Source organism: Blastocatellia bacterium, from assembly GCA_035573895.1.
Lineage (GTDB): Bacteria > Acidobacteriota > Blastocatellia > HR10 > HR10 > DATLZR01.
This window is the reverse complement of the sequence record DATLZR010000019.1, coordinates 34587-54211: the sequence shown is the minus strand read 5'-3', so window position 1 is coordinate 54211 and position 19625 is coordinate 34587. Positions and strand designations below refer to the sequence as shown.

Genomic DNA, 19625 nt, shown 5'->3' with positions numbered 1-19625 from the left:
GCTGGGACGCCACTCATCTTGGGACTCCGACACCCTCTCCCACCGCCGCGGATATTTTTTCCGCCCCTCCTGCCGACCTGGAACCGGCGACACGAAGGATTCCCGACACCGTCCGGCAAGACAAAGGCCCGAAGTAACCGGAGACCCGGGACGACGATGGATCTACCATTTCCCAGAATCACAGTGACGGTTCCCGCGCACAGGCAGGCAGCGAAAGGGGAGGCGGGATGACGGCTCTTCCTATCACCGAACACGGATGATAACTTTCTCCGGTTCCGTGCGAAGAATCCGCAGACGCGAGCCAACATCTGTCAGGAGATTGACCTCCGGCGTCACCTCATGCAGGCCGGGACTCAATCCTCGCCCGCTGACCGACACGCTCACCTGTCGCCGGTCAATAGCGGCGATGACCGACCGCGGACCACGAAGAATGACATCCACTGTGCTCACGGAAGTCGAGAGGACATCCGCCTGACGAGTGAGGGGAAGCGCCTCGAATCGTCGCTCAACGACGTCCTCGATGAAGATCGTCGCTTTCACTTCCTTCGGCTCAACCGTGACGTGAGAGTATGAAGCGATCTCCAGCGGCACGACGGAGCTGATGGAGGAGTTGACTGTTTCCGGCCTGAACGTTTGGGTGGAGAGGCTCGCGAGACTCTCCACGACAGATCGCGGGCCGGTGACGGTCACCGCGGGAGGCTGAAGCTCGTAACCGGCCACAACGTAGTTGGGGGGCAACGATCCTTCATCGAGGCGAAGTTTCACCGGCACCGCCCGCGTGATCACGGCGTCCAGCGTGATAGAGACGGTCGAAGGATCAACCCGCAGTACATCCACTCCGGCGGGCGCGCGCACAAAGCCCGGTTCGATCCATACCGTATGAGTGCCCGGACCCAAACGAGTGACATCGAGCGAGACCGATAGATCATCGGCTTTCAACTCGGAAACGAGCGCGACCGGTCCCCGCACCCGCACGTCCACCACCCGATAGGCCTGAGAGAGGACCATCAACTCCGAGGACGAGACCGTCACCGTGAGGGGAACATTGTAGATGGTCAGGTCCTGATGCTCCTGGTCCGATGAGACGGAAAACCAGATGAGCACGGCAATAACGAGCGCGATGACTTTCAGAACCGGATCCGTGACCAGGAATCGGCGCACGAGTTCAATGATCACGCGAATGAAAAATCGGCTTCTGCCTGGTGCGTCATTCCTTTCCATCGTATCTCTCTCGGGCCGTGTCGGGCGTGGGCCTGGCGCCCGCTCGGAGCGAAGAGAAGTGGAAAAACCTTCAGGAGGCTGGAGCGAAGGACGCGCGCCCGCCTCCCGGCTCCAGCGATTGCCGGAGAAGCTGGCGCAATCGAGCCGTGTCCATGTGCCGGTATAACCGCCCCTGCGCCACAAAGGAAATAATCCCGGTTTCTTCAGAAACGACGATGACAACGGCATCGGTATCCTCGGTGACCCCAATCGCCGCTCGGTGTCGCGTGCCGAACTCCTTCGAGAGATGAGGATTGAGCGTGAGGGGGAGGAAGCAACTGGCCGCGACAATGCGATTCCCCCGGATGATCACGGCCCCATCATGAAGCGGCACCCGAGGATGGAAGATGGAAACGAGCAGATCGTAGGAGACCGGCGCCTCCAGTCGAACTCCCGTCTCGATGAAATTTTGCAGCCCGATCGTTCGCTCAAAGACGATGAGAGCACCCATCTTCTGCGCGGCCAGCGTGGTGACGGCGAGCAGGACCTCTTCGAACATCCGTTCGTATTCGCTCAACCGGGGCTCCCGCGTTCCAAATGGTCGAGGCAAATATCTTCCGAACTGAACGAGCCCGGCTCGAATCTCCGTCTGAAAGATGACGATGACGGCGATGCCGATATACAGCAGTGCATTGCGGAGGACGAATTCCAGCGCCCGCAGATGCATCCGGGAGGAAAGAAAATAAAGCACCCCCAGCGCCATGAGCCCGTAGACCATCTGCATGGCCCGCGTGTTTTTGATCAACCGGAGTATCCCATAAACCATCAAGGCTACGACAAAAATATCAACCGCATCGCGGACCGTGAGATGTTGAATTGTCCTCCAAAAAGAATCCATCATGCCCTAATTATCCTTGCGATTTTCCACCGAAGCAAGAAGTCTCGCCGTTCAGAGGGTTCTCCTCGCACTGCCACTCCGATGCACCTGCTTGCCCGGATAGGATGAAAAGCAGGTGCTCACGATGAGCGCGCCCCATCGGAAGGGATCAACGCAACCTCTTGCATCGGGAGAGCATCTTCGACGCTTGGTCGGGAGACGCCCAACCTCTCGTGACAATGTCACGACACCTGCTCTTCCCGTTGTTCGTCATTCCGAGCGAGCGAAGACTGTCCTGGTTCGCGCATTCTCCAGTCCTTTCCCGGGGATCGGTCACCGTGTGGAACCGCAGAGCAAGTCATCCGCCACATCGTAGGAGACATCCTCCACCTCTCCCCCCACAATCCGATAAGCCCGCAGGCACACAGTCGGCTCCAGCGTGATGATGAAATAGACGGCCTCGGGGTAGTACGCCTGACGAATATCGGTCTCGGACGGGCGGGGTTCCCCCCGGGGATGCGAGTGATAAATTCCCAACAACTTTTGGCCTCGCTGGCGCATGAGGCGGAAAGCAGCGAAGACATCCTTCACATCGGCCCAGTAACGCGTCTCCGGAGTCTCGGCCACGTTGCGCAGCCGGTAGAGACTCTCCACGACTCTTCCCTTCCCTCCGAGCAACCCACAGCATTCCTCGGGAGCAGTCTCCCGGGCATGGCACTCGATCTCCCGGACGATGAAAGAGGGAAGCACAAGGGGCGACATGGCGTTCTGGCTGTGTTTCGCTGCCGGGGGCATCACCTCCGGTGAAATGGTTTAGAGAAAAATGAGCCGATGATCGAGAGAGGGAACCTCGATCTCCCGGCGTATACGCTCAAGGATGCTATAGCCGTAGCGGGCGAAGAAGTAAAATCCGTTCAGCTCGCGCTCCTGCAATTTCCTGCCCGGAGTGAGAATCGTTGTGAGCCGCTGAATCTGCTGGGTGAGAATGGCATCACGGTGGGCGCGGGCATCAATGTAATGACGGCGGAGGCTCGCGATCTGATGGCGCACTTTCTCGATGGCTTTGAGGGCCGGTCGGTCGAGCGTCGGATCCACCTCGACGAGAATCTGCCGCAGGTGAGCCAATTGCTCGGCCACCACCTCCTCGGCGCGATTGAAAAGATCGAGATGATCGTGTTTCAAAGATCGCTCTACGACGACCGCACGCGCGGCATCCGCTCCGGCAAAGAGGTCGGTGAGTCGAAGGGCGTATTTGGCCATCATCGCTGCATATCGCGATTCAACGAGTGTGAGCGACGCGCGCGGCCAGATCGCGGGTTCGATCACATCACAAGCCGGATAGAGTGGCGTGAGCTGAGCGAAGTAGGCGATCTCGGTCGGCCCTCCGATGTAAACGAGTGTCGGCAGGAGCGTGTCTTGAACCAGAGGACGCAGGGCCACGTTCGGACTGAACCGATGGGGCTCTTCGGCGATGAGATCGAGCACCTCCTGCTCGGTGAAGGTCGTTGCCCCGCCCTTGACCCCCACTCGATCCCCCATCCACACCAGGGGATACCGCTTCCCCTGCTCCCGGAAAAAAAGGAACGTGCTGTCCTCGGTCAGATGAATCGGTGGGCGATAGCCCCGGTTTTGAAGCATCTCCGTTTGCTTCCGCAGAGCGGCTCCCAGAGGGCGGGATTGCGCGAGAACCTGACGAAAGAGCGGCACGAGCGCCGGTTTCAACCGGGCATCCGACGGATCGAACAAAATCAAGCCGGTACCACCGAGCATCCGCATCAGCAACCGGGCGAATCCCTCGACGAATCGAGTCCCCGCCCGATAACTCGACCGCAGGTCGGCTTCAATTTGAGGAAGGAACTCCGAATTCGGGAGCGCGGCGAGCAACTCGCCGATGGCCCGATCAATATCGCCTGTCAGAACGAGATCGGCGACGGGCTTGCCGAGGTCCTCCTCCGCTCCGGCATAACGAATCTCCGTCCACTGACCATCGCGCCCGACGACCCCACAGTGATTCACCTCATCGAAATCGTGATCCTCGCTGTTGATCCAGAAAACGGGCACTGCCGCTATACCCTGACGCTGAAGCTCAGCCGCAACGGTAATGGCGGTGAGGGCTTTGTAGAGCGTGAGCAGGGGACCGGTAAAGAGTCCCGCTTGCTGACCGGTGACGATGGCCACGCAGCCGGAATCCGCCAGCCGGTCAATGTTGGCCTGCGTGACGTCATCGCCTCCGAAGCGACGGTTCTGATCGCGCAGGACATCCACAAGTAAACGTCGCCAGCGCGCCCGGCCCGCCACGTCTTCGGCCCACGCGCTCAATGGACGATCGGATCGTTGCATCGGGCCATAAAACTCGCTCACCTGAGCGAAGTTGCAGACAAAGTCAACGAACAAGCGAGGAGTGTGAGGAATGTCCGTGAAGGAGACCCGCAAGCGCTCATCCCGATGCTCAACCGATGCGGGGGACAAGCGATCACTATTGCTCCGTGGCACGGTCATGATGACGGGCAATTATAGCCGTCCTCGATCGGTTCAATCAATTGGTCCATCTGCCTGCATACCAACGGGTGCGTTCTCTCGAAGAGTTCTCCTGGAGCGAGTGCTGCCGCCCGAGATCCTGCGAACTCCTTCGCGCCCGGCGCAGTGAGGCCTCGGCCGCGGGCACAGCGGACTCTCGCTCCGGTGATGATACGACCCCTGACAGGGGTGAGCTTCGCCACGGCGCGTGACGGACAACTGCGTTGACCGGCGAGTAAGGGCGGTGATAGAATTCCTGACTGAAGTGGGGGTGCAATGGGTTCGACGGAGGTACGGAGGCGACGAGGTGCATACCGGGGGCCGTGCCGGCCCGTAACAGGCACGGGACACAATAACTGCCAACACGCAGTATCAAATGGCTGCTTAAAGACAGCCACGTTCTCCCTCACAACGCCCGTGCGTGAGGGTCAGAACGTCACCTCATCGGGCTTGGCTGGCGCTGTCGGTCGGCCAGTGCCAGCGACACAGATGCCGATCGCGTGGCTCGTGGCGCGGGTCGCTTCGCCTCCACGAGTGACGACACGCTGAGAAGCGACTACGTATGTAGATCCTCGCGCTGAAGGCCTCCGGACAGCGGTTCGATTCCGCTCACCTCCACCAGTTCTTTTCTGAGTGGCAGACTATGTTCAACACGAACCTTTTCGCGACGCCACCCGCCGACCTGGAAGATCGGCTCTCGAAATGGCAACGATTGTTGGAACTGCGCGACGAACTGGAGCAACTTCGACTCGCCCGTGAGGGATTGCTTCGTCGCCTTCATCAGATGCGTCACACGCTGGACGGACAGCGGCGAGAGAGCGCAGAAATCCGAGCGCGGACGCGGGAACTGATCGCCCGCATCACCCGCCGATTGAAGGAATCACCGGGAAGCACGCTCACCCCCGAAGAAGAACAACAGATCGCTGCTCTGGATGCCTGGCGCCAGCGCCTGGAGAACGAAATCGCCGACATGGAGCAGCAATTGAAAGTCGCGGCATTCGAGGCCGAGAGTCTGGAGGCCTCCCTCAATGAAGTGCAGCAACAGGTGGATCAACTCGCCGCCGAGATGGGTGAGAGTGTCTCTTCCTCGCAACCCAAGGGACATTGATGTCATCGGTGGAACAAGAGGACATCATCCGCTGCGATGGCCGACGCCCCGATGAGCTACGGCGACTGACGATCACCCCCGACTTCATTAAATTCGCCGAAGGCTCCGTCCTCGTCGCCTGTGGAGACACCAAAGTCATCTGCACCGTCAGCGTGGAGGATCGCGTCCCGCCGTTTCTTCGAGGAACGGGACGGGGATGGATCACAGCGGAGTACGCTCTGCTGCCGCGTTCGACGGAATCCCGCACACCGCGAGAGGCGAGCCGTGGCGCCCTATCGGGTCGCACCCAGGAGATTCAGCGTCTGATCGGACGCAGCCTTCGCGCCGTCGTAGATTTGGATCAGCTCGGCGAGCGCACCTTTTTAGTGGATTGCGATGTCATCCAGGCCGACGGCGGCACGCGCATCGCCTCGATCACCGGGGCCTTCGTGGCTCTGGTGCTGGCTCTCCGACGGTTGATCGCTCAGGGAGTCCTCCCCACGCTGCCGGTGAGAAATTACCTGGCTGCCGTCAGCGTGGGCATTGTTGACGGGACGCCCATGCTCGATCTGTGTTACGCCGAAGATAGTCGCGCGGAAGTGGATATGAATGTGGTCGCCACCGATGACGGTCGCTTCGTCGAAATTCAGGGAACGGCGGAGAAGCAACCGTTCACGACCGAGCAGTTGATGACATTGCTCGAACTGGCCAGGCGAGGCCTCCCGACAGTCCTCGCCGCGCAGAAGGCCGTGCTGGGAGAACTCACATGATCTTTGCCTCGCTGATTTCTCACAGGCCCGGAGAAAGCGAAATCGGCGCTTCTGAATGTGCACCTCCGCCGGACCAAAGGGGGAACCGGGCCACGAGGCCTGATCGGCGCGAGCGCAGAGAAAGAGAGGGAACAATGTGGTCTTCCGCTTTCCTTTTGTTCGTGATGCTGGAGCTGGCGTGGGCAGCGGCACAAACCCCACAGCCGCGCCCGGAGGAACGAGAGTTCAAGGATCCGCAGGGACGATACAGCCTCCGGCTGCGCGATCAGTGGGAGCCTGTCACCTATCAGGATGGAGCCGGCAATACCGTCACTGACATCATCTACAACAACAGCGAAGAGGGATTGCTGCGCATCCGCCAGTTCAAGGTGGAGCCTCATGTCACTCCGCGCGACTATGCGGCCCGCGACGAAGAGACGGCCTTTCGCTTCCGTCCCGGATTCGTTCGGGGTTCGCTGGAGCCGTTCGGCGGATCGTATCCGGATTCCGTGGTCCTCACCTTCGAGTTCACCCATCGGGGCAAGCGAAAGCTGGCCCGCTATTACTACCTCAAGACCGACGAGACGACTCTTTACGTCCTGCAGTTTGAAGGTCGGGTCGAGGTGCTGCGCTCGATCCGCAACCGAACGGACCTCATGGCCCGCAGTTTCAAGGTCCTGTCTCCGTAATCCCCGCCCTGCCGTCAATGGTGACGATTCGCCAGGCTGTTGCCTCGGCCACAGAGGAACTCGCCCGCGCCGGTGTGTCGGAACCGCGTTTGACGGCGATGACGCTTCTGGCCGAGATCCTGCGCAAGGATCGCATCTATATTCTGACCCGACCGGAAGAGGTGCTGGCCGAAGAAACACTTCATCGGTTCCGCGATGCTGTGGCCCGTCGGGCTCGAGGCGAACCGCTGCAATACATCACCGGACATCAAGAGTTCTACGGTCTTGATTTCCTGGTCACGCCCGATGTGCTCATCCCCCGACCGGAAACGGAACTCATCGTCGAGCAGGTGCTCGTGCGCAATCGCGCGTCCCGGCCGCTCATCATTGATGTCGGCACGGGATCCGGTTGCATTTCCATCGCCCTGGCCGTTCATCTGCCAACGGCTCATCTTCTGGCTCTGGACATCTCCGAATCGGCCCTAGCTGTAGCCCGACGGAATGCCGAACGGCATGGCGTGGCCGAGCGCATCGAATTCCTGCAAAGCGACCTGTTCTCCGCCTTGCAACAGCAGAAGCAGCCCATTCAGGCGGATTTCATCGTCGCCAATCCCCCCTACATCGCCGAGCAGGAGGCGGACACACTGCCTCGCGAGGTCCGTGAGTATGAACCGGCCGTTGCTTTGTTCGCGGGTGAAGACCCGCTGGAGGTTCACCGACGGCTGCTCCATGAAAGCCCTCGGTTTCTTGTTCCCGGGGGCTTTTTGATCTGCGAAATGGGCTACGGCCAGTATCGCCAGATTCAAGCGATCATTGACGCCTCCGTGTGGCGGGTGGTTGAGGTGGTAAAAGATCTTCAGGGAATCGAACGGACGCTTGTGCTCGAACGATCCGTCTGAGATTTGGAGAGCGAGACGATTTCGCAGCCCGTCCTGGAGGCAGGGTTTTTGCAGAATCAACGGGAACTCGACTCCCTTGCGGGAATCGGCTGGTGCTCCTTCATTCGGGATCGCTCCGCCGCCGACCAAGCATTTGATCTTTCACATTCAGGTTCGGTGTTGTATAACTCTCCCAGTACGGCACGCATCTTGCACAATACCCGGCAGGGAAGCTGCCGGTTGACGTTTTTGCAGACGGAGGTGGGTGATGAATGAAGAAAGCGGCCGGATTCACCGACTCGTCCCCTCACCGGTGGCTTTTATCTGGCTACGGATTTGTCCCGGAAAAGCGCAGTAGCCCTGCCGGTCTTCGGGTGCCGGAGAAGTAACCGGGTGAAGGCAAGGGAGCACTTCAGAAGCTTGATGAGGTTTCCGAGGAGAGCGACCGTATGAAGCGCACGCGCGTTCTGATCATGGGAGCGGCCGGTCGAGATTTTCACAACTTCAACCTCGTTTTTCGGGACAACCCGCAGTATGAGGTGGTCGCCTTCACGGCGGCGCAGATTCCCAACATCGAAGGGCGGCGCTATCCGCCGGAGCTGGCCGGCGAGTTGTATCCCGACGGCGTGCCCATTTACCCGGAGGAGGACCTGGAACGCTTGATCGAGGAGCATGCGATTGACCAGGTCGTTTTCTCCTACAGCGATGTTTCGCACGAACACGTCATGCACGCGGCGGCGCGGGCGCTGGCGCGAGGCGCCGACTTTCGGTTGCTCGGCGCGCGGGCGACCATGCTGCGGGCGAACCGGCCCGTCATCTCCGTCTGCGCCGTGCGCACGGGCTGCGGCAAGAGTCCGGCGAGTCGCAAGATCGCCCGGCTGCTCCGCGAGATGGGGCGCCGCGTCGTCGTCGTGCGTCACCCCATGCCCTATGGCGATCTCTCCCAGCAGGTCGTGCAACGGTTCGAGACGCTCGATGATCTTCGCCGCTACAACTGCACCATCGAGGAGATGGAGGAATACGAGCCGCATTTGCGCAACGGCGTGATCGTCTACGCCGGCGTGGATTACGCGCGCATCGTGCGTCAGGCGGAGGCAGAGGCCGATGTTCTCATCTGGGACGGAGGAAACAACGATCTCCCCTTCTTCGTTCCCGACCTGGAGATCGTGCTCGTGGATCCGCATCGGCCCGGACACGAACGCGCGTATTTTCCCGGCGAAGTGAACTTCCTGCGGGCCGACGTGCTCATCATCAGCAAGGTCAATACGGCGCGACCCGAAGATGTGGACGTTGTGCGACGCAACATCCGCACATTCAATCCGAACGCGCTCGTCATCGAGGCGAACCTGCCGATCGTCGTGGATACGCCCGAAGCGATTCGCGATCGGCGCGTGCTCGTCGTCGAAGACGGGCCGACGCTGACGCATGGCGAGATGAGCTATGGGGCCGGCGTGCTCGCCGCGCGACAGTTCGGCGCGCGCGAGCTGGTTGATCCCCGTCCCTACGCCGTCGGGAGCATTCGCGAGACCTTCGCCGAATATCCCCATATCGGACCGCTACTGCCGGCCATGGGCTACGGCGCGGAGCAGATGCGCGAACTGGAGGAGACGATCAATGGCACGCCGTGCGAGGTCGTGCTCGTGGCCACGCCGGTGGATCTGCGCCGCGTCCTGCAGATTCGACATCCCACCTGTCGCGTCGCGTATGAGCTGGAAGAAGTCGGTCCGCCGACGCTCGGCGATGTCCTTCGAGATTTCCTCACAACGGTGAACGCCTGATGAGCGAACGTCTCGTCATCGCCCTGGGGGGCAACGCCCTCATCAAACCGGGCCAGGCCGGAACGATCCCCGAGCAGCTCGCCAATCTGGAAGAATCGCTCGGCGGCGTGGTCGAGTTGATCCGCGACGGACATCGGATCGCACTCACGCACGGTAACGGCCCGCAGGTCGGCAACATCGTCATCCGCGCCGAGGAGGCGCGGGGGAAAGCCTACGACCTGCCGCTCGATGTCTGCGTCGCTCAATCGCAGGGCGAGATGGGGTATCTCATTCAACGCACCCTGCACAATCTGCTCCGCCGGAGCGGCATCGAGCGTCCGGTGGCGACCGTCCTCACGCAGGTCGTCGTGGATCGGCAGGATCCCCGCCTCCACTCGCCGACCAAACCCATCGGCCCGTTCTACACGGCAGCGCAAGCCGAGGAGTTGCAGCGCAAGGGATACACGCTCGTGGAAGATGCGCATCGAGGGTATCGGCGCGTCGTCCCCTCGCCGGTGCCGCTTCGTCTGATCGAGCAGGATGTGATCCTTCGGCTTTTCGAGAGTGGCGTCATCGTCATCGTCGCCGGCGGCGGAGGTATCCCCGTCGCGCTCGCCGAGGACGGGACGCTCGTCGGCATCGAAGCCGTTGTGGATAAGGACCTGGCGTCAAGTCTACTGGCGACGACGCTCCGAGCCGACCGACTGCTCGATCTCACGGCCGTCGAGAAGGTCAAGCTCAACTTCGGCACGCCCCATGAGCGAGACATCGAGCGAATGACGCTCGCCGAAGCCCAACGCTATCTGGCCGAAGGCCATTTCGCTCCCGGAAGCATGGGGCCGAAGATCGAAGCCGCCATCGCATTCCTCCAGCGCGGCGGACGCGAGGTCATCATCACGCGACCGGAAGTCGTGCTGGCGGCCTTTCGCGGCCATACGGGCACCCACATTTATCCCGAATGAGGAGGATGAGGCGATGAAGCACCTTCTCTCTCTGGCCGATTGGCCCCGCGAGTGGATTGAAGGAACCATCGAACACGGGTTGCAGATCAAGCGCGATCCGAGCCAGGTCGCTCGTGCGCTCGAAGGGCGCGTGCTGCTCATGCTCTTCGAGAAGCCGTCGTTGCGCACGCGGCTGTCGTTCGAGGTCGCCATGCTGCAGATGGGCGGGCACGCGATCTACTACGATCTCAGCACGTCGCCGCTCGGGAAAGGAAAGGAGAGCTTCGCCGATACCGCGCGCACGGCCTCGCGCTACGTGGACGGGATCATGGCGCGACTGTTTCGGCAAGCCGATCTGGAAGAGCTGGCCGCGCACGCGAGCGTGCCCGTCATCAACGGCCTGACCGATCACGAGCACCCCTGCCAGGTGCTCGGCGACCTGATGACCATTCGGGAGAAGAAAGGCCGACTCCAGGGCGTGAAACTCGCCTACGTGGGCGACGGACACAACAACGTGACCCATTCGCTGCTGCTTGGCGGCGCCGCCGTCGGAATGCACGTGAGCGTGGGCTGCCCCGAAGGTCAGGAATATGAGCCGGACGCGACCGTTCTCGCACGCGCGCAGGCGATAGCTCGGGAGACACAAGCGGTCATCGAGATCGTGCACGAGGCGCGCGCGGCGGTCGCTTCGGCCGACATCGTCTACACGGATACGTGGATGAGCTACCACATCCCGCCTGACCAGCGGGCCGAGCGCGAGCGACGCCTCCGCCCCTTTCAGGTGACGATGGACCTCATGCGGCAGGCCCGCCCGGACGCGCTCTTCATGCATTGTCTTCCTGCTGAGCGCGGCGCCGAGATGACCGACGAAGTCATTGACGGACCGCAAAGCATCGTCTTCGATCAAGCGGAGAATCGCCTCCACATCCAAAAAGCTATCGTGCTGCGTCTCATGGGAGGCGAGCGGCGCGAGCCGTAAGGCGTGAAGAATGCTCCCCGGCGCCCCACCCGGCCTTCGTCCTCGGTCGGTTGGGCCGGAGATGAAGCGAGGCAGAAATCCCGCTCGCGTCAACAGAATGAATGGGCCCGGTGCGCCGTAAGGCACCCGGGGGGACCATCACGTTATAAGCTCGTGGAGATGGGAAGCGAAATGCCGAGCCCCTCTTTGAATGGCATCGGCACGCGCAGGAACTGCTCACGGGTTGACTTCGCCACTAAAGAGCCGGGAGCGGGAAGCTGGGGCGGAGTCAACAAGCATGGCCGAGACGCGCACTCCGGGGGCAGGAATCGTTGATGTGCTCACCCACGCCACCATGACAAGGCGTTTGCCCGCGGATGAAAAGTGCCAACGGATGGACCCTTTCATCCGTTGGGCAAGGGAGGACGCACCGGCTCTGCTGCTCACTCGCCGACGCGGTGGAGCTTCATCATATTCGAGATGCCGAGCCCGGTGATACCACCGGCGATCAAGACGACGATCTCGCCCGGTGCAGCCCATCCTTCCCGGAGCAACAGGCGGTCGCAGGCTGCCAGCAACTCATCCGAGCGCGGGAGAAAATCAAATCGGCGCGGTTCGACGCCCCAGACGAGAGCGAGCTGGCGTTCGGTTGCCGGCGATTGCGTGAGCGCCAGAATGCGCTGAACTGGACGCAGGGCCGCCAGATGCCGCGCCATCCGTCCCCTTTCGGTGAAGACGACGATCAGCCGGGCGTTAAGCTCCTCGGCAGCAAACGCAGCCGCTTCGGCAATCGCTCGACCCGATGATCCGGAATGTTCCCCGCTGACGGTCTCCGCCAGGCGCGGACGCATGAGCGGTGATTGCTCGGCGGACCGAATAATGCGATCCATCATAGCAACGGCTTCGACGGGGAAGGCTCCGACGGCCGTTTCTTCTGACAGCATCACGGCGTCACTGCCGTCCAGAATCGCATTGGCCACATCGGAGGCTTCCGCTCGCGTCGGACGGGGATTCTCGATCATGGATTGAAGCATCTGGGTCGCCGTGATGACGACCTTCTCCGAGCGATTGGCGGCGGCGATGATGGCCTTCTGAATGAGGGGAACGCTTTCGACCGATGTCTCGACGCCGAGGTCTCCTCGTGCCACCATGACGCCATCGGCAGCGGCCAGGATCTCGTTGAGGTTTGTGACGGCCTCGGCCTTTTCGATCTTGGCGATGATGGGCGTCTGGGCTCCCGCCTGTTCGATGAGGCGTCGCGCGGCCTGGCAATCGGCGGCTGAGCGAACGAAGGAGAGACCGATATAATCCACGCCGAGCCGCAGACCGAAGGCGAGATCAGCGTGATCTTTTTCGGTCAGCGCCGGAAGCGAGAGCGTTACTCCGGGAAGGTTCAGTCCCTTGCGCTCGCCGAGAAGCCCGCCATGAATGACCCGGCAGGCGATCTCCCCTTCTCTTTTTTCTTCCACCCGCAGTTCGATGAGTCCATCATCGAGCAAGATACGCGCGCCGATGGGCACTTCCTGTACAAGCCGAGGATAGTTCGTCGAGAGGCGCGTTGCATCTCCGGCGACCTCCGCGGATGTCAGGATGACCTGCGAGCCGGTCGTCAGCTCAACGGGACGACCGTCCCGGAGCCGCCCCGTTCGCAATTTGGGTCCGGCCAGATCGAGGAGAACGGCTACCGGCTTGCCCAGTTCGTCCGACAGGCGACGCACCGTCGAGACAACGGCGGCGTGTTCATCATACGTTCCGTGCGACATGTTCAGCCGCACGACGTCGGTGCCCGCCTCAATGAGAGCCCGCAATCGCTCGGGCGAACGTGAAGCCGGTCCAATGGTGGAGATGATCTTGGCTCGTCTCATCGCGAGTTCCGCTGGTGATGAACATGGAGGACGAGGGCACGGTCATGTCCGCCCGGACCGTCTCGTCGCCGGCGGCGGCCAGCTCTCGTCAATGGTGGGATCGAAATCGGGCGGAAGAGGGGGCTGGGAAATCGTCTCAATCTCCGGTAGGGCTTCATAGCTCACCTCGATACGGGCCAGATCTTCCTCGGTAAAACCGGGATACGGCACGCGCTCATGATAAATGGTCAGCAGCGTTTGCAGGATCGTTTGCCGGATTATCCGAAGGTCGCGCATCCGCAGATTGCATTCGTCGAGCTGCCCGTCAGTGACGATGTCGTCAATGATCTTGCGGACGATGCGCCTGATATTTTCCGGCGTCCGCTGTCGCAGTGACCGAGCAGCAGCCTCAGCGCTATCGCACATCATGACGATGGCGGCCTCAATCGTTTGCGGTTTCGGTCCCGGATAGCGGAATCGCTGTTCATCCACCACCTGACCGGTCGTTTCCGCACGATGAAGCGCCTTGTTGTAGAAGTAATGCAGCCGTCGCGTCCCATGATGCTGCGGGATGAGATCAATGATCTGCCGGGGCAGGTGCGCTTCCTCCGCCATGCGGATGCCCTCCTGCACGTGCCTGACGATGCGCTCGACGCTCTCCTCGGGAGAAAGAAGATCATGGGGATTCATTCCCGGTCGTTGGTTCTCCACATACATGCGGGGATCATTGAGCTTGCCGATGTCATGGTAATACGAGCCGATGCGGACGAGCAGGGCATTGGCACCGACAGCTTTGGCCGCCGCCTCGGCGAGCGTGGCGACGATGAGCGAATGTTGATAGGTTCCCGGAGCTTCCAGCGCCAGCCGTTTGAGCAAGGGGAGTTCGACGTTGGACAGCTCCAGCAGTTTGACATCGGTCACAATGCCGAACAGCGATTCGGTGGGAGGCAAGGCGAAGGCGGCCAGCGTGGCCGTCAGCAGTCCCCCGCCCGCTCCACAGAGGGCGCTGAACAGGGCCGGTCCGAAAACGATGGGTCGTGCTTCCATCAGGGGAGGGACGAGCGTGACGATCATGTTGGCCACACCGATGATCCATCCGGCGCGGGTGATGGTGGCCCGTCGCTCATAGCGCCCGACGCCGTAAATCGCCGCCATGCTGCCGAGCAACGCATAGGCGAGCAGGCCGAGACTCCCCGTCATCAATCCCACGAGAATGGCCGAGAGGACTCCCACCGTGAGCGCAATCCGCGACTCCAGGAGCAACGCCACAACGAGTGCAGCAGTGGCGTAGGGGATGGCGTACTGATAGGCTTCCGGTGAATCATAATCGCCGAAGCGGTAGGCGACGCCGCTGGCAACGGCCATCCCGATTCGATTGATGAGAGCCTGGAGCACAACCGTCAGGGCCGCCAGGAGGAAGATCTTCACCGAGGTGAGGTAGTAGACGCGAACCCGCTCGGCGAATCGCCAGAGGGCATAGTAGAGAGCGGCCACAATGATCATCAATCCGGCCAGGCGCCGCCCGCTTCGCTCGCTGGCGAAATGACGGCGGAGAGCGTCCAGAGCCTCCTGTACGGTTGGGGTCACCGTCTCGCCCCGCTGGGCAATCACCTGACGGGGAGCATAGCGACGGGTGGCGACAATATGTTCGGTGGCCTCGCGTCGAGCGCGCGCCGTGAGATCGTCTGCCAGCACGCAGTTGACGCGCACAAGCGACCGCAGCAGGTGTCCGTACTGCCGCTCATCGGCTTCGCTGAGCACGCGAGCCACCGCCCGTCGCGCCTCGCCGAGCGGCAGAAGATCACTCGCACGCACGGTTTGTGAGGGGAGGAACGTCTCGGCGCGCTCCACGGAAGCAGGCACCACCGTGACGTTTCCGCTGAGATTCTCCACCAGCTCCGGCAGCGGATCATCGGAACGAATATACCGTTTCATGACGGTGTCCAGCGCCTCGTCCAATCGGCGCAGAACATCCTCGCCGCTGTCTCCCCGCACCCAGCGCTCGACCACCTCATCGGTGAGCGGAAAGGGCGTCCCTTTGAGGCGAAGCTCAGCGATCAGGGCGCGAAGCCGATGGCGGAAGCGGCTGCGCTCCTCCCGGCTGAGCGTGGGATGTTGAAATGTCGCTTCGAGCTGGGCGAGAAGTTGTGACCGCGTGGCGGTGAAATACTCGGCCAGGAGCGAACGGGCCTCCCGCGCCCGATCCGGGAAATAGCGAAAGACGGGGGGCACACGCTTGGCTTCTTCGGCGCGCAACCGCTCGGTGCGCTCATGATCAATGACGATCAACTCGACGGGAGTGATGATATCCGCCCGCACCATCTCGCCCAGCGCATAGTGGGGAACGCGTTGAAGCGGAAACCGCGAGACGATGAGCGTCGTGAGAAGAACCAGAGCCGACGCGCCCAGAACGAGTCCCAAGCGCCGTACCGGAGGTCGGTTCAGCCGCTCGCTCCAGTTCCCCAGCGCCTCACGAATCCTCTTCCACTCCCGCCTCATGAGAGCATCTCCTCGATGCGCCGCACGAGCGGCCCGAGCGTCTCCGGTTGCAGGGCCGAGATCGCCAGGGCGTGATACCGCCGCGAGAGATAAGCGACCGTGTCCGGATCCGCGATATCCTGTTTGTTGAAGACGAGCAGCCGAGGAATCTGCCCGAATCCCAGTTCGTGAAGCGTCCTCTCCACAGTCGCCAGATGTTTCTCGACCTGAGGATTGCTCGCATCGGCCAGGTGCAGGATCAGAGTGGAGTCGGCAATTTCTTCGAGCGTGGCGCGAAAGGCCCTGATAAGATCGGGCGGCAAATTCCGAATGAACCCCACCGTATCGCAGAGGATGATCTCCCGATCCGGTGACAGCCGGAAGCGACGACTCGTCGGATCGAGCGTAGCGAACAGGCGCTCCTCGGCCAGCACGTTGGCTCGCGTGAGCGTGTTGAGAAGCGTGGATTTTCCGGCATTGGTATAGCCGACGATGGACACGATCGGAAGCTGATGGCGTCGCCGCTGTCGGCGCTGTTGCTCTCGGCTGCAGCGTACATCCTCGATCTCGGCTTCGAGATGAGCGATCCGATCGCGGATGCGCCGCCGATCCATCTCCAGCTTGGTTTCACCGGGACCGCGCCCGCCGATGCCGCCGGTCAGTCGTGACAATCCGCTATCGGTCTCGGTCAGACGCGGCAAGAGATAGCGAAGCTGCGCCAGCTCCACCTGAATTTTCCCCTCCCGCGAGCGGGCTCGTTGCGCGAAGATGTCCAGGATGAGTTGCGTGCGATCAATGACTTTCAAGTCCGTGGCCGCATTGATGGCCCGAACCTGACTCGGCGTCAAATCCTGATCGAAAATGATCATGTCGGCGGCCACCTGGAGAGCCCGAATGATCAACTCCTGGAGTTTTCCTTTCCCCAGCAGGAACTTGGGATCGTATTCCTTTCGCCGCTGCAAGATGGTGTCGAGCACGACGACGCCGGCCGAGCGGGCCAGCTCGCGCAGTTCCTCCAGCGATTCCTCCGCGTCGGAGAGCGATCCCGTCGTGACGCCGACGAGGATGGCTCGATCACCCGCTTCCTGGGGCGAAACCAGCAGCCGATTTCGCGCCAGCTCTTCCTCCAGCGACTGAATCAGCTCCAGGAAGTTGATCCTCAACTGACTGGGCGGAGCCGGCTCGAGGAAGGAGCACCCGCGATGGGCCACCGTCAGATCTCCGTTGCCCGGTCGCATCGGCATCAGATGAGCCGCCCGCACGACGCCCGGAAGCCCGGTCGGCAAAACCTCAATAGCGGCCATCAGGTCGAGCCGGAGCAACGCCAGATCTGTCAAATCATCCTCGGTCAGCCCTTCACCGTTCAGGTGCGTGTGAACGCAGCGCACTCCACAGAATCGGCTCCGGTCGCTGCGCACGCGCTGCCACTCCGGTAACACAATTTGATGAGCCGTGCCCACGACGACCGAGACGATGTGACCTTTGCGGTCAATCAAAAGACCGATCTGCCGATTCATTTCACGGGAAAGTTCCGTGAGCTGACGCGCCAGCTCATGCGTGATGATCTGCTCCGGTGGGATGCGCCGGTGGTATAGTTTTTCAAGGCGTCGTAACTGGCTCGGTTTCAACCCCTGCGTATGACCGTAGACGGTACTGATACGCCCATCACCTCCACTGTCCGGTGTACGATCCCAGATGGGATTCTCGGTTCCCCGGTCCGATCCCCGATCTGGCATCGGAGAGCGATCCGGTGGACGGCGCGACCGCAGCAGCGACACTTCTGCCCCGACCCGACATCGGCACAGGGAGCATGAAGGCTCCGCACGCTGCTCTCGGCACTTGTTCCCCGGTTCGCCGCATCCGGCGATATTGTACCACAGGGCTTGCCGACATGCGCCACCAGTGATATGCCCGCACACCCGTCCCGGAGCCGAGGAAAGGCAGGGCCTCCTTCCTCTGTGGTTTACGTCGGTCAACACGAGGGATGAATTTCATCGCCCGAAAGGGCAGACGAACGGTCTCCGAGAGCGCGAGCCGCAGAGTCTCACCCCTCGCCCACCTTCCGCCCTCTGCTCCGATGCCGCCGGCAGACCGTCGGGTTTCACCAGCGGAGCATCGCCGGGACTTTGTTACTTCGCCCCGTAGACGAAGCCCTGAACCGTCGTCGTCGAGTTCCCGCGATTGAGCACTCGCACAAACATGCGGGGTCCGAAGACCGGCGTGACGGTGAACAGCGTGTTGGTCAACAGGAAAGAATCCGTGCGCGCGAGAGCAAAACTTTCTCCCGGGAAAGGCCCGAAGAAGATCTGCCGCTGGATGTTCGGATCCGAGTTCAAAATGCGAACGTTGACCGAGACGGCCTGGAATCCGCTGACATCAATGATGGGTGAGTCCAGACTCTGTCCGGGCCGAAGCTCTTTGGGCTCGAAGAGCACTTGATTGATGACATCGGACGATTGCGCGCCTTCTTCCTGCAAGGGAGCAGTCGAACTGCTCCGGACATTCGAGATGAGAATCGCAGCAAGAGTGAGGCTGAGCAAGATGACGGTAGATCGTATCTTCATCGCCATTCTCCTTGATAGCTGTTAAACTTCGCTCCCAACGATTAAGGATTTTCGGTGCGTTGTCAAGCGGGGCCTTAAAAGTCATGGCTCACACGCTCAAGAGACCACCGGAACTTACGTCCGGGGCGATCAACCGGGGAACAATCTCCCTCTCACGTCCGGCGAGAGAGGGGCTGACGCGTGCGGCTTTTGTCGGACGTGTTTCCGACGGTGTCAGATTGTCCCGATTTTGAGACTGATGTCGGCCGCCGGGGCCGAATGCGTGAGGGCTCCGATGGAGATGAAATCCACGCCCGCCTCGGCATATTGTCGAACGTTCTCCAGCGTGATCCCCCCGGAGGCTTCGAGCACGATCTCGGGAGCTACCTGACGCGCCAGACCCACAGCTTCCCGAACCATTTCCGGCGTCATATTATCGAGCAGAATGGCATCGGGACGGGCGTCGAGAGCCTCCTTGAGATCGTCCAGAGTGGAGACTTCGACCTCGATCTTCAGGAGATAGCCGCCGTAGCGACGGGCACGTTCGATAGCGATTTTGACGCCGCCGGCCAGCGAGATATGGTTGTCTTTGATGAGAATCCCATCGTCCAGGCCGAAGCGATGGTTGCGTCCGCCGCCGACGACGACGGCATATTTCTCCAGGGCGCGCAGGCCGGGATGCGTCTTGCGCGTATCCACGATGGTCGCCGATGTCCCGGCAATCGCGTCCACATACGCGCGCGTGAGCGTGGCGATACCGGAGAGATGCTGCAGGATGTTCAATGCCGTGCGTTCGGCCGTCAGGAGCACGTCGGCGGGACCTTCAACGCGGGCGAAGACATCGCCGCGTTTGACGCGGTCGCCATCGCTGACGAAAGCCTCGATTTCCACCTCGGAATCGAGAACGGCGAAAACGGCATCGGCCAGCTCCAGTCCCGCCAGGACAAAATCCTGGCGGGCGATGAAGCGCCCGCGAGCGGTCACGCCGGGCAGAACGACGGCTTCAGTCGTGACATCGCCCCGACCGAGATCTTCGGCCAGGAAACTTTCCACCAACCGGATTATGTCGGATTGGGTGAGCCTCATATCCATTGATGGGAGTCTGAATGGCTTCGCTTGCACGGAGCG

General features: G+C 61.5%; 16 protein-coding genes and 1 other RNA gene. 8 read left to right on the top strand and 9 right to left on the bottom strand.

Features of this window, described 5'->3' with window-relative positions; genetic code table 11:
* Positions 1-243: 243 nt before the first annotated feature.
* The 4 genes from VNM72_02460 to bshC form a co-directional block, all read right to left on the bottom strand.
* Positions 244-1221 carry a CdaR family protein gene (locus tag VNM72_02460; protein ID HXF04260.1) on the bottom strand — a complete coding sequence of 326 codons (978 nt, stop codon included), beginning with the start codon at positions 1219-1221 and terminating at the stop codon, positions 244-246.
* Positions 1222-1291: 70 nt separating this feature from the next.
* The gene (gene cdaA / locus VNM72_02455; GenBank protein ID HXF04259.1) at positions 1292-2101 is read right to left on the bottom strand and encodes a diadenylate cyclase CdaA; all 810 of its coding nucleotides are present in this window, start codon (positions 2099-2101) and stop codon (positions 1292-1294) included.
* Positions 2102-2410: 309 nt separating this feature from the next.
* On the bottom strand, positions 2411-2872 hold the full coding sequence (locus VNM72_02450; protein ID HXF04258.1) for a M67 family metallopeptidase: 462 nt from the start codon (positions 2870-2872) through the stop codon (positions 2411-2413).
* Positions 2873-2890: 18 nt separating this feature from the next.
* Entirely contained in the window at positions 2891-4576 is a 1686-nt protein-coding gene (gene bshC / locus VNM72_02445; protein HXF04257.1) for a bacillithiol biosynthesis cysteine-adding enzyme BshC, read from the bottom strand.
* Between the two features lie 285 nt (positions 4577-4861).
* On the opposite strand from bshC, the gene ssrA reads away from it, so the two are divergent.
* From ssrA to argF, 8 genes are all read left to right on the top strand, one after another.
* Positions 4862-5215, top strand: a transfer-messenger RNA (tmRNA) gene (ssrA, locus tag VNM72_02440).
* 22 nt (positions 5216-5237) lie between these two features.
* Positions 5238-5702 carry a hypothetical protein gene (locus VNM72_02435; protein HXF04256.1) on the top strand — a complete coding sequence of 155 codons (465 nt, stop codon included), beginning with the start codon at positions 5238-5240 and terminating at the stop codon, positions 5700-5702.
* A complete protein-coding gene (gene rph, locus VNM72_02430) occupies positions 5702-6451 on the top strand; it encodes a ribonuclease PH (GenBank protein HXF04255.1) in 750 nt (249 codons plus the stop codon). The genes VNM72_02435 and rph overlap by 1 nt, the downstream gene beginning before the upstream one ends.
* 164 nt (positions 6452-6615) lie before the next feature.
* The gene (locus tag VNM72_02425) at positions 6616-7119 is read left to right on the top strand and encodes a hypothetical protein (protein HXF04254.1); all 504 of its coding nucleotides are present in this window, start codon (positions 6616-6618) and stop codon (positions 7117-7119) included.
* A gap of 17 nt (positions 7120-7136) precedes the next feature.
* Positions 7137-7997 (top strand): peptide chain release factor N(5)-glutamine methyltransferase, encoded by an 861-nt coding sequence (prmC, locus tag VNM72_02420; GenBank protein HXF04253.1) that lies wholly within the window; start codon positions 7137-7139, stop codon positions 7995-7997.
* A gap of 428 nt (positions 7998-8425) precedes the next feature.
* The gene (locus tag VNM72_02415) at positions 8426-9754 is read left to right on the top strand and encodes a cyclic 2,3-diphosphoglycerate synthase (GenBank protein ID HXF04252.1); all 1329 of its coding nucleotides are present in this window, start codon (positions 8426-8428) and stop codon (positions 9752-9754) included.
* Positions 9754-10695 (top strand): carbamate kinase, encoded by a 942-nt coding sequence (gene arcC / locus VNM72_02410; GenBank protein HXF04251.1) that lies wholly within the window; start codon positions 9754-9756, stop codon positions 10693-10695. The genes VNM72_02415 and arcC overlap by 1 nt, the downstream gene beginning before the upstream one ends.
* Before the next feature lie 13 nt (positions 10696-10708).
* On the top strand, positions 10709-11653 hold the full coding sequence (gene argF, locus VNM72_02405) for an ornithine carbamoyltransferase (protein HXF04250.1): 945 nt from the start codon (positions 10709-10711) through the stop codon (positions 11651-11653).
* A 422-nt stretch (positions 11654-12075) separates the two neighbouring features.
* Here the strand turns inward: argF and pyk are convergent, their stop codons facing one another.
* The 5 genes from pyk to nadC form a co-directional block, all read right to left on the bottom strand.
* Positions 12076-13497, bottom strand: coding sequence for a pyruvate kinase (gene pyk, locus VNM72_02400; GenBank protein ID HXF04249.1), 1422 nt, complete (start codon positions 13495-13497; stop codon positions 12076-12078).
* Positions 13498-13539: 42 nt separating this feature from the next.
* Positions 13540-15975 carry an HDIG domain-containing protein gene (locus VNM72_02395; GenBank protein HXF04248.1) on the bottom strand — a complete coding sequence of 812 codons (2436 nt, stop codon included), beginning with the start codon at positions 15973-15975 and terminating at the stop codon, positions 13540-13542.
* Positions 15972-17690, bottom strand: coding sequence for a GTPase HflX (gene hflX / locus VNM72_02390; GenBank protein HXF04247.1), 1719 nt, complete (start codon positions 17688-17690; stop codon positions 15972-15974). The genes VNM72_02395 and hflX overlap by 4 nt, the downstream gene beginning before the upstream one ends.
* 393 nt (positions 17691-18083) lie before the next feature.
* On the bottom strand, positions 18084-18518 hold the full coding sequence (locus tag VNM72_02385; GenBank protein HXF04246.1) for a hypothetical protein: 435 nt from the start codon (positions 18516-18518) through the stop codon (positions 18084-18086).
* 213 nt (positions 18519-18731) lie between these two features.
* Positions 18732-19589, bottom strand: coding sequence for a carboxylating nicotinate-nucleotide diphosphorylase (nadC, locus tag VNM72_02380; protein HXF04245.1), 858 nt, complete (start codon positions 19587-19589; stop codon positions 18732-18734).
* Between the last annotated feature and the right edge of the window lie 36 nt (positions 19590-19625).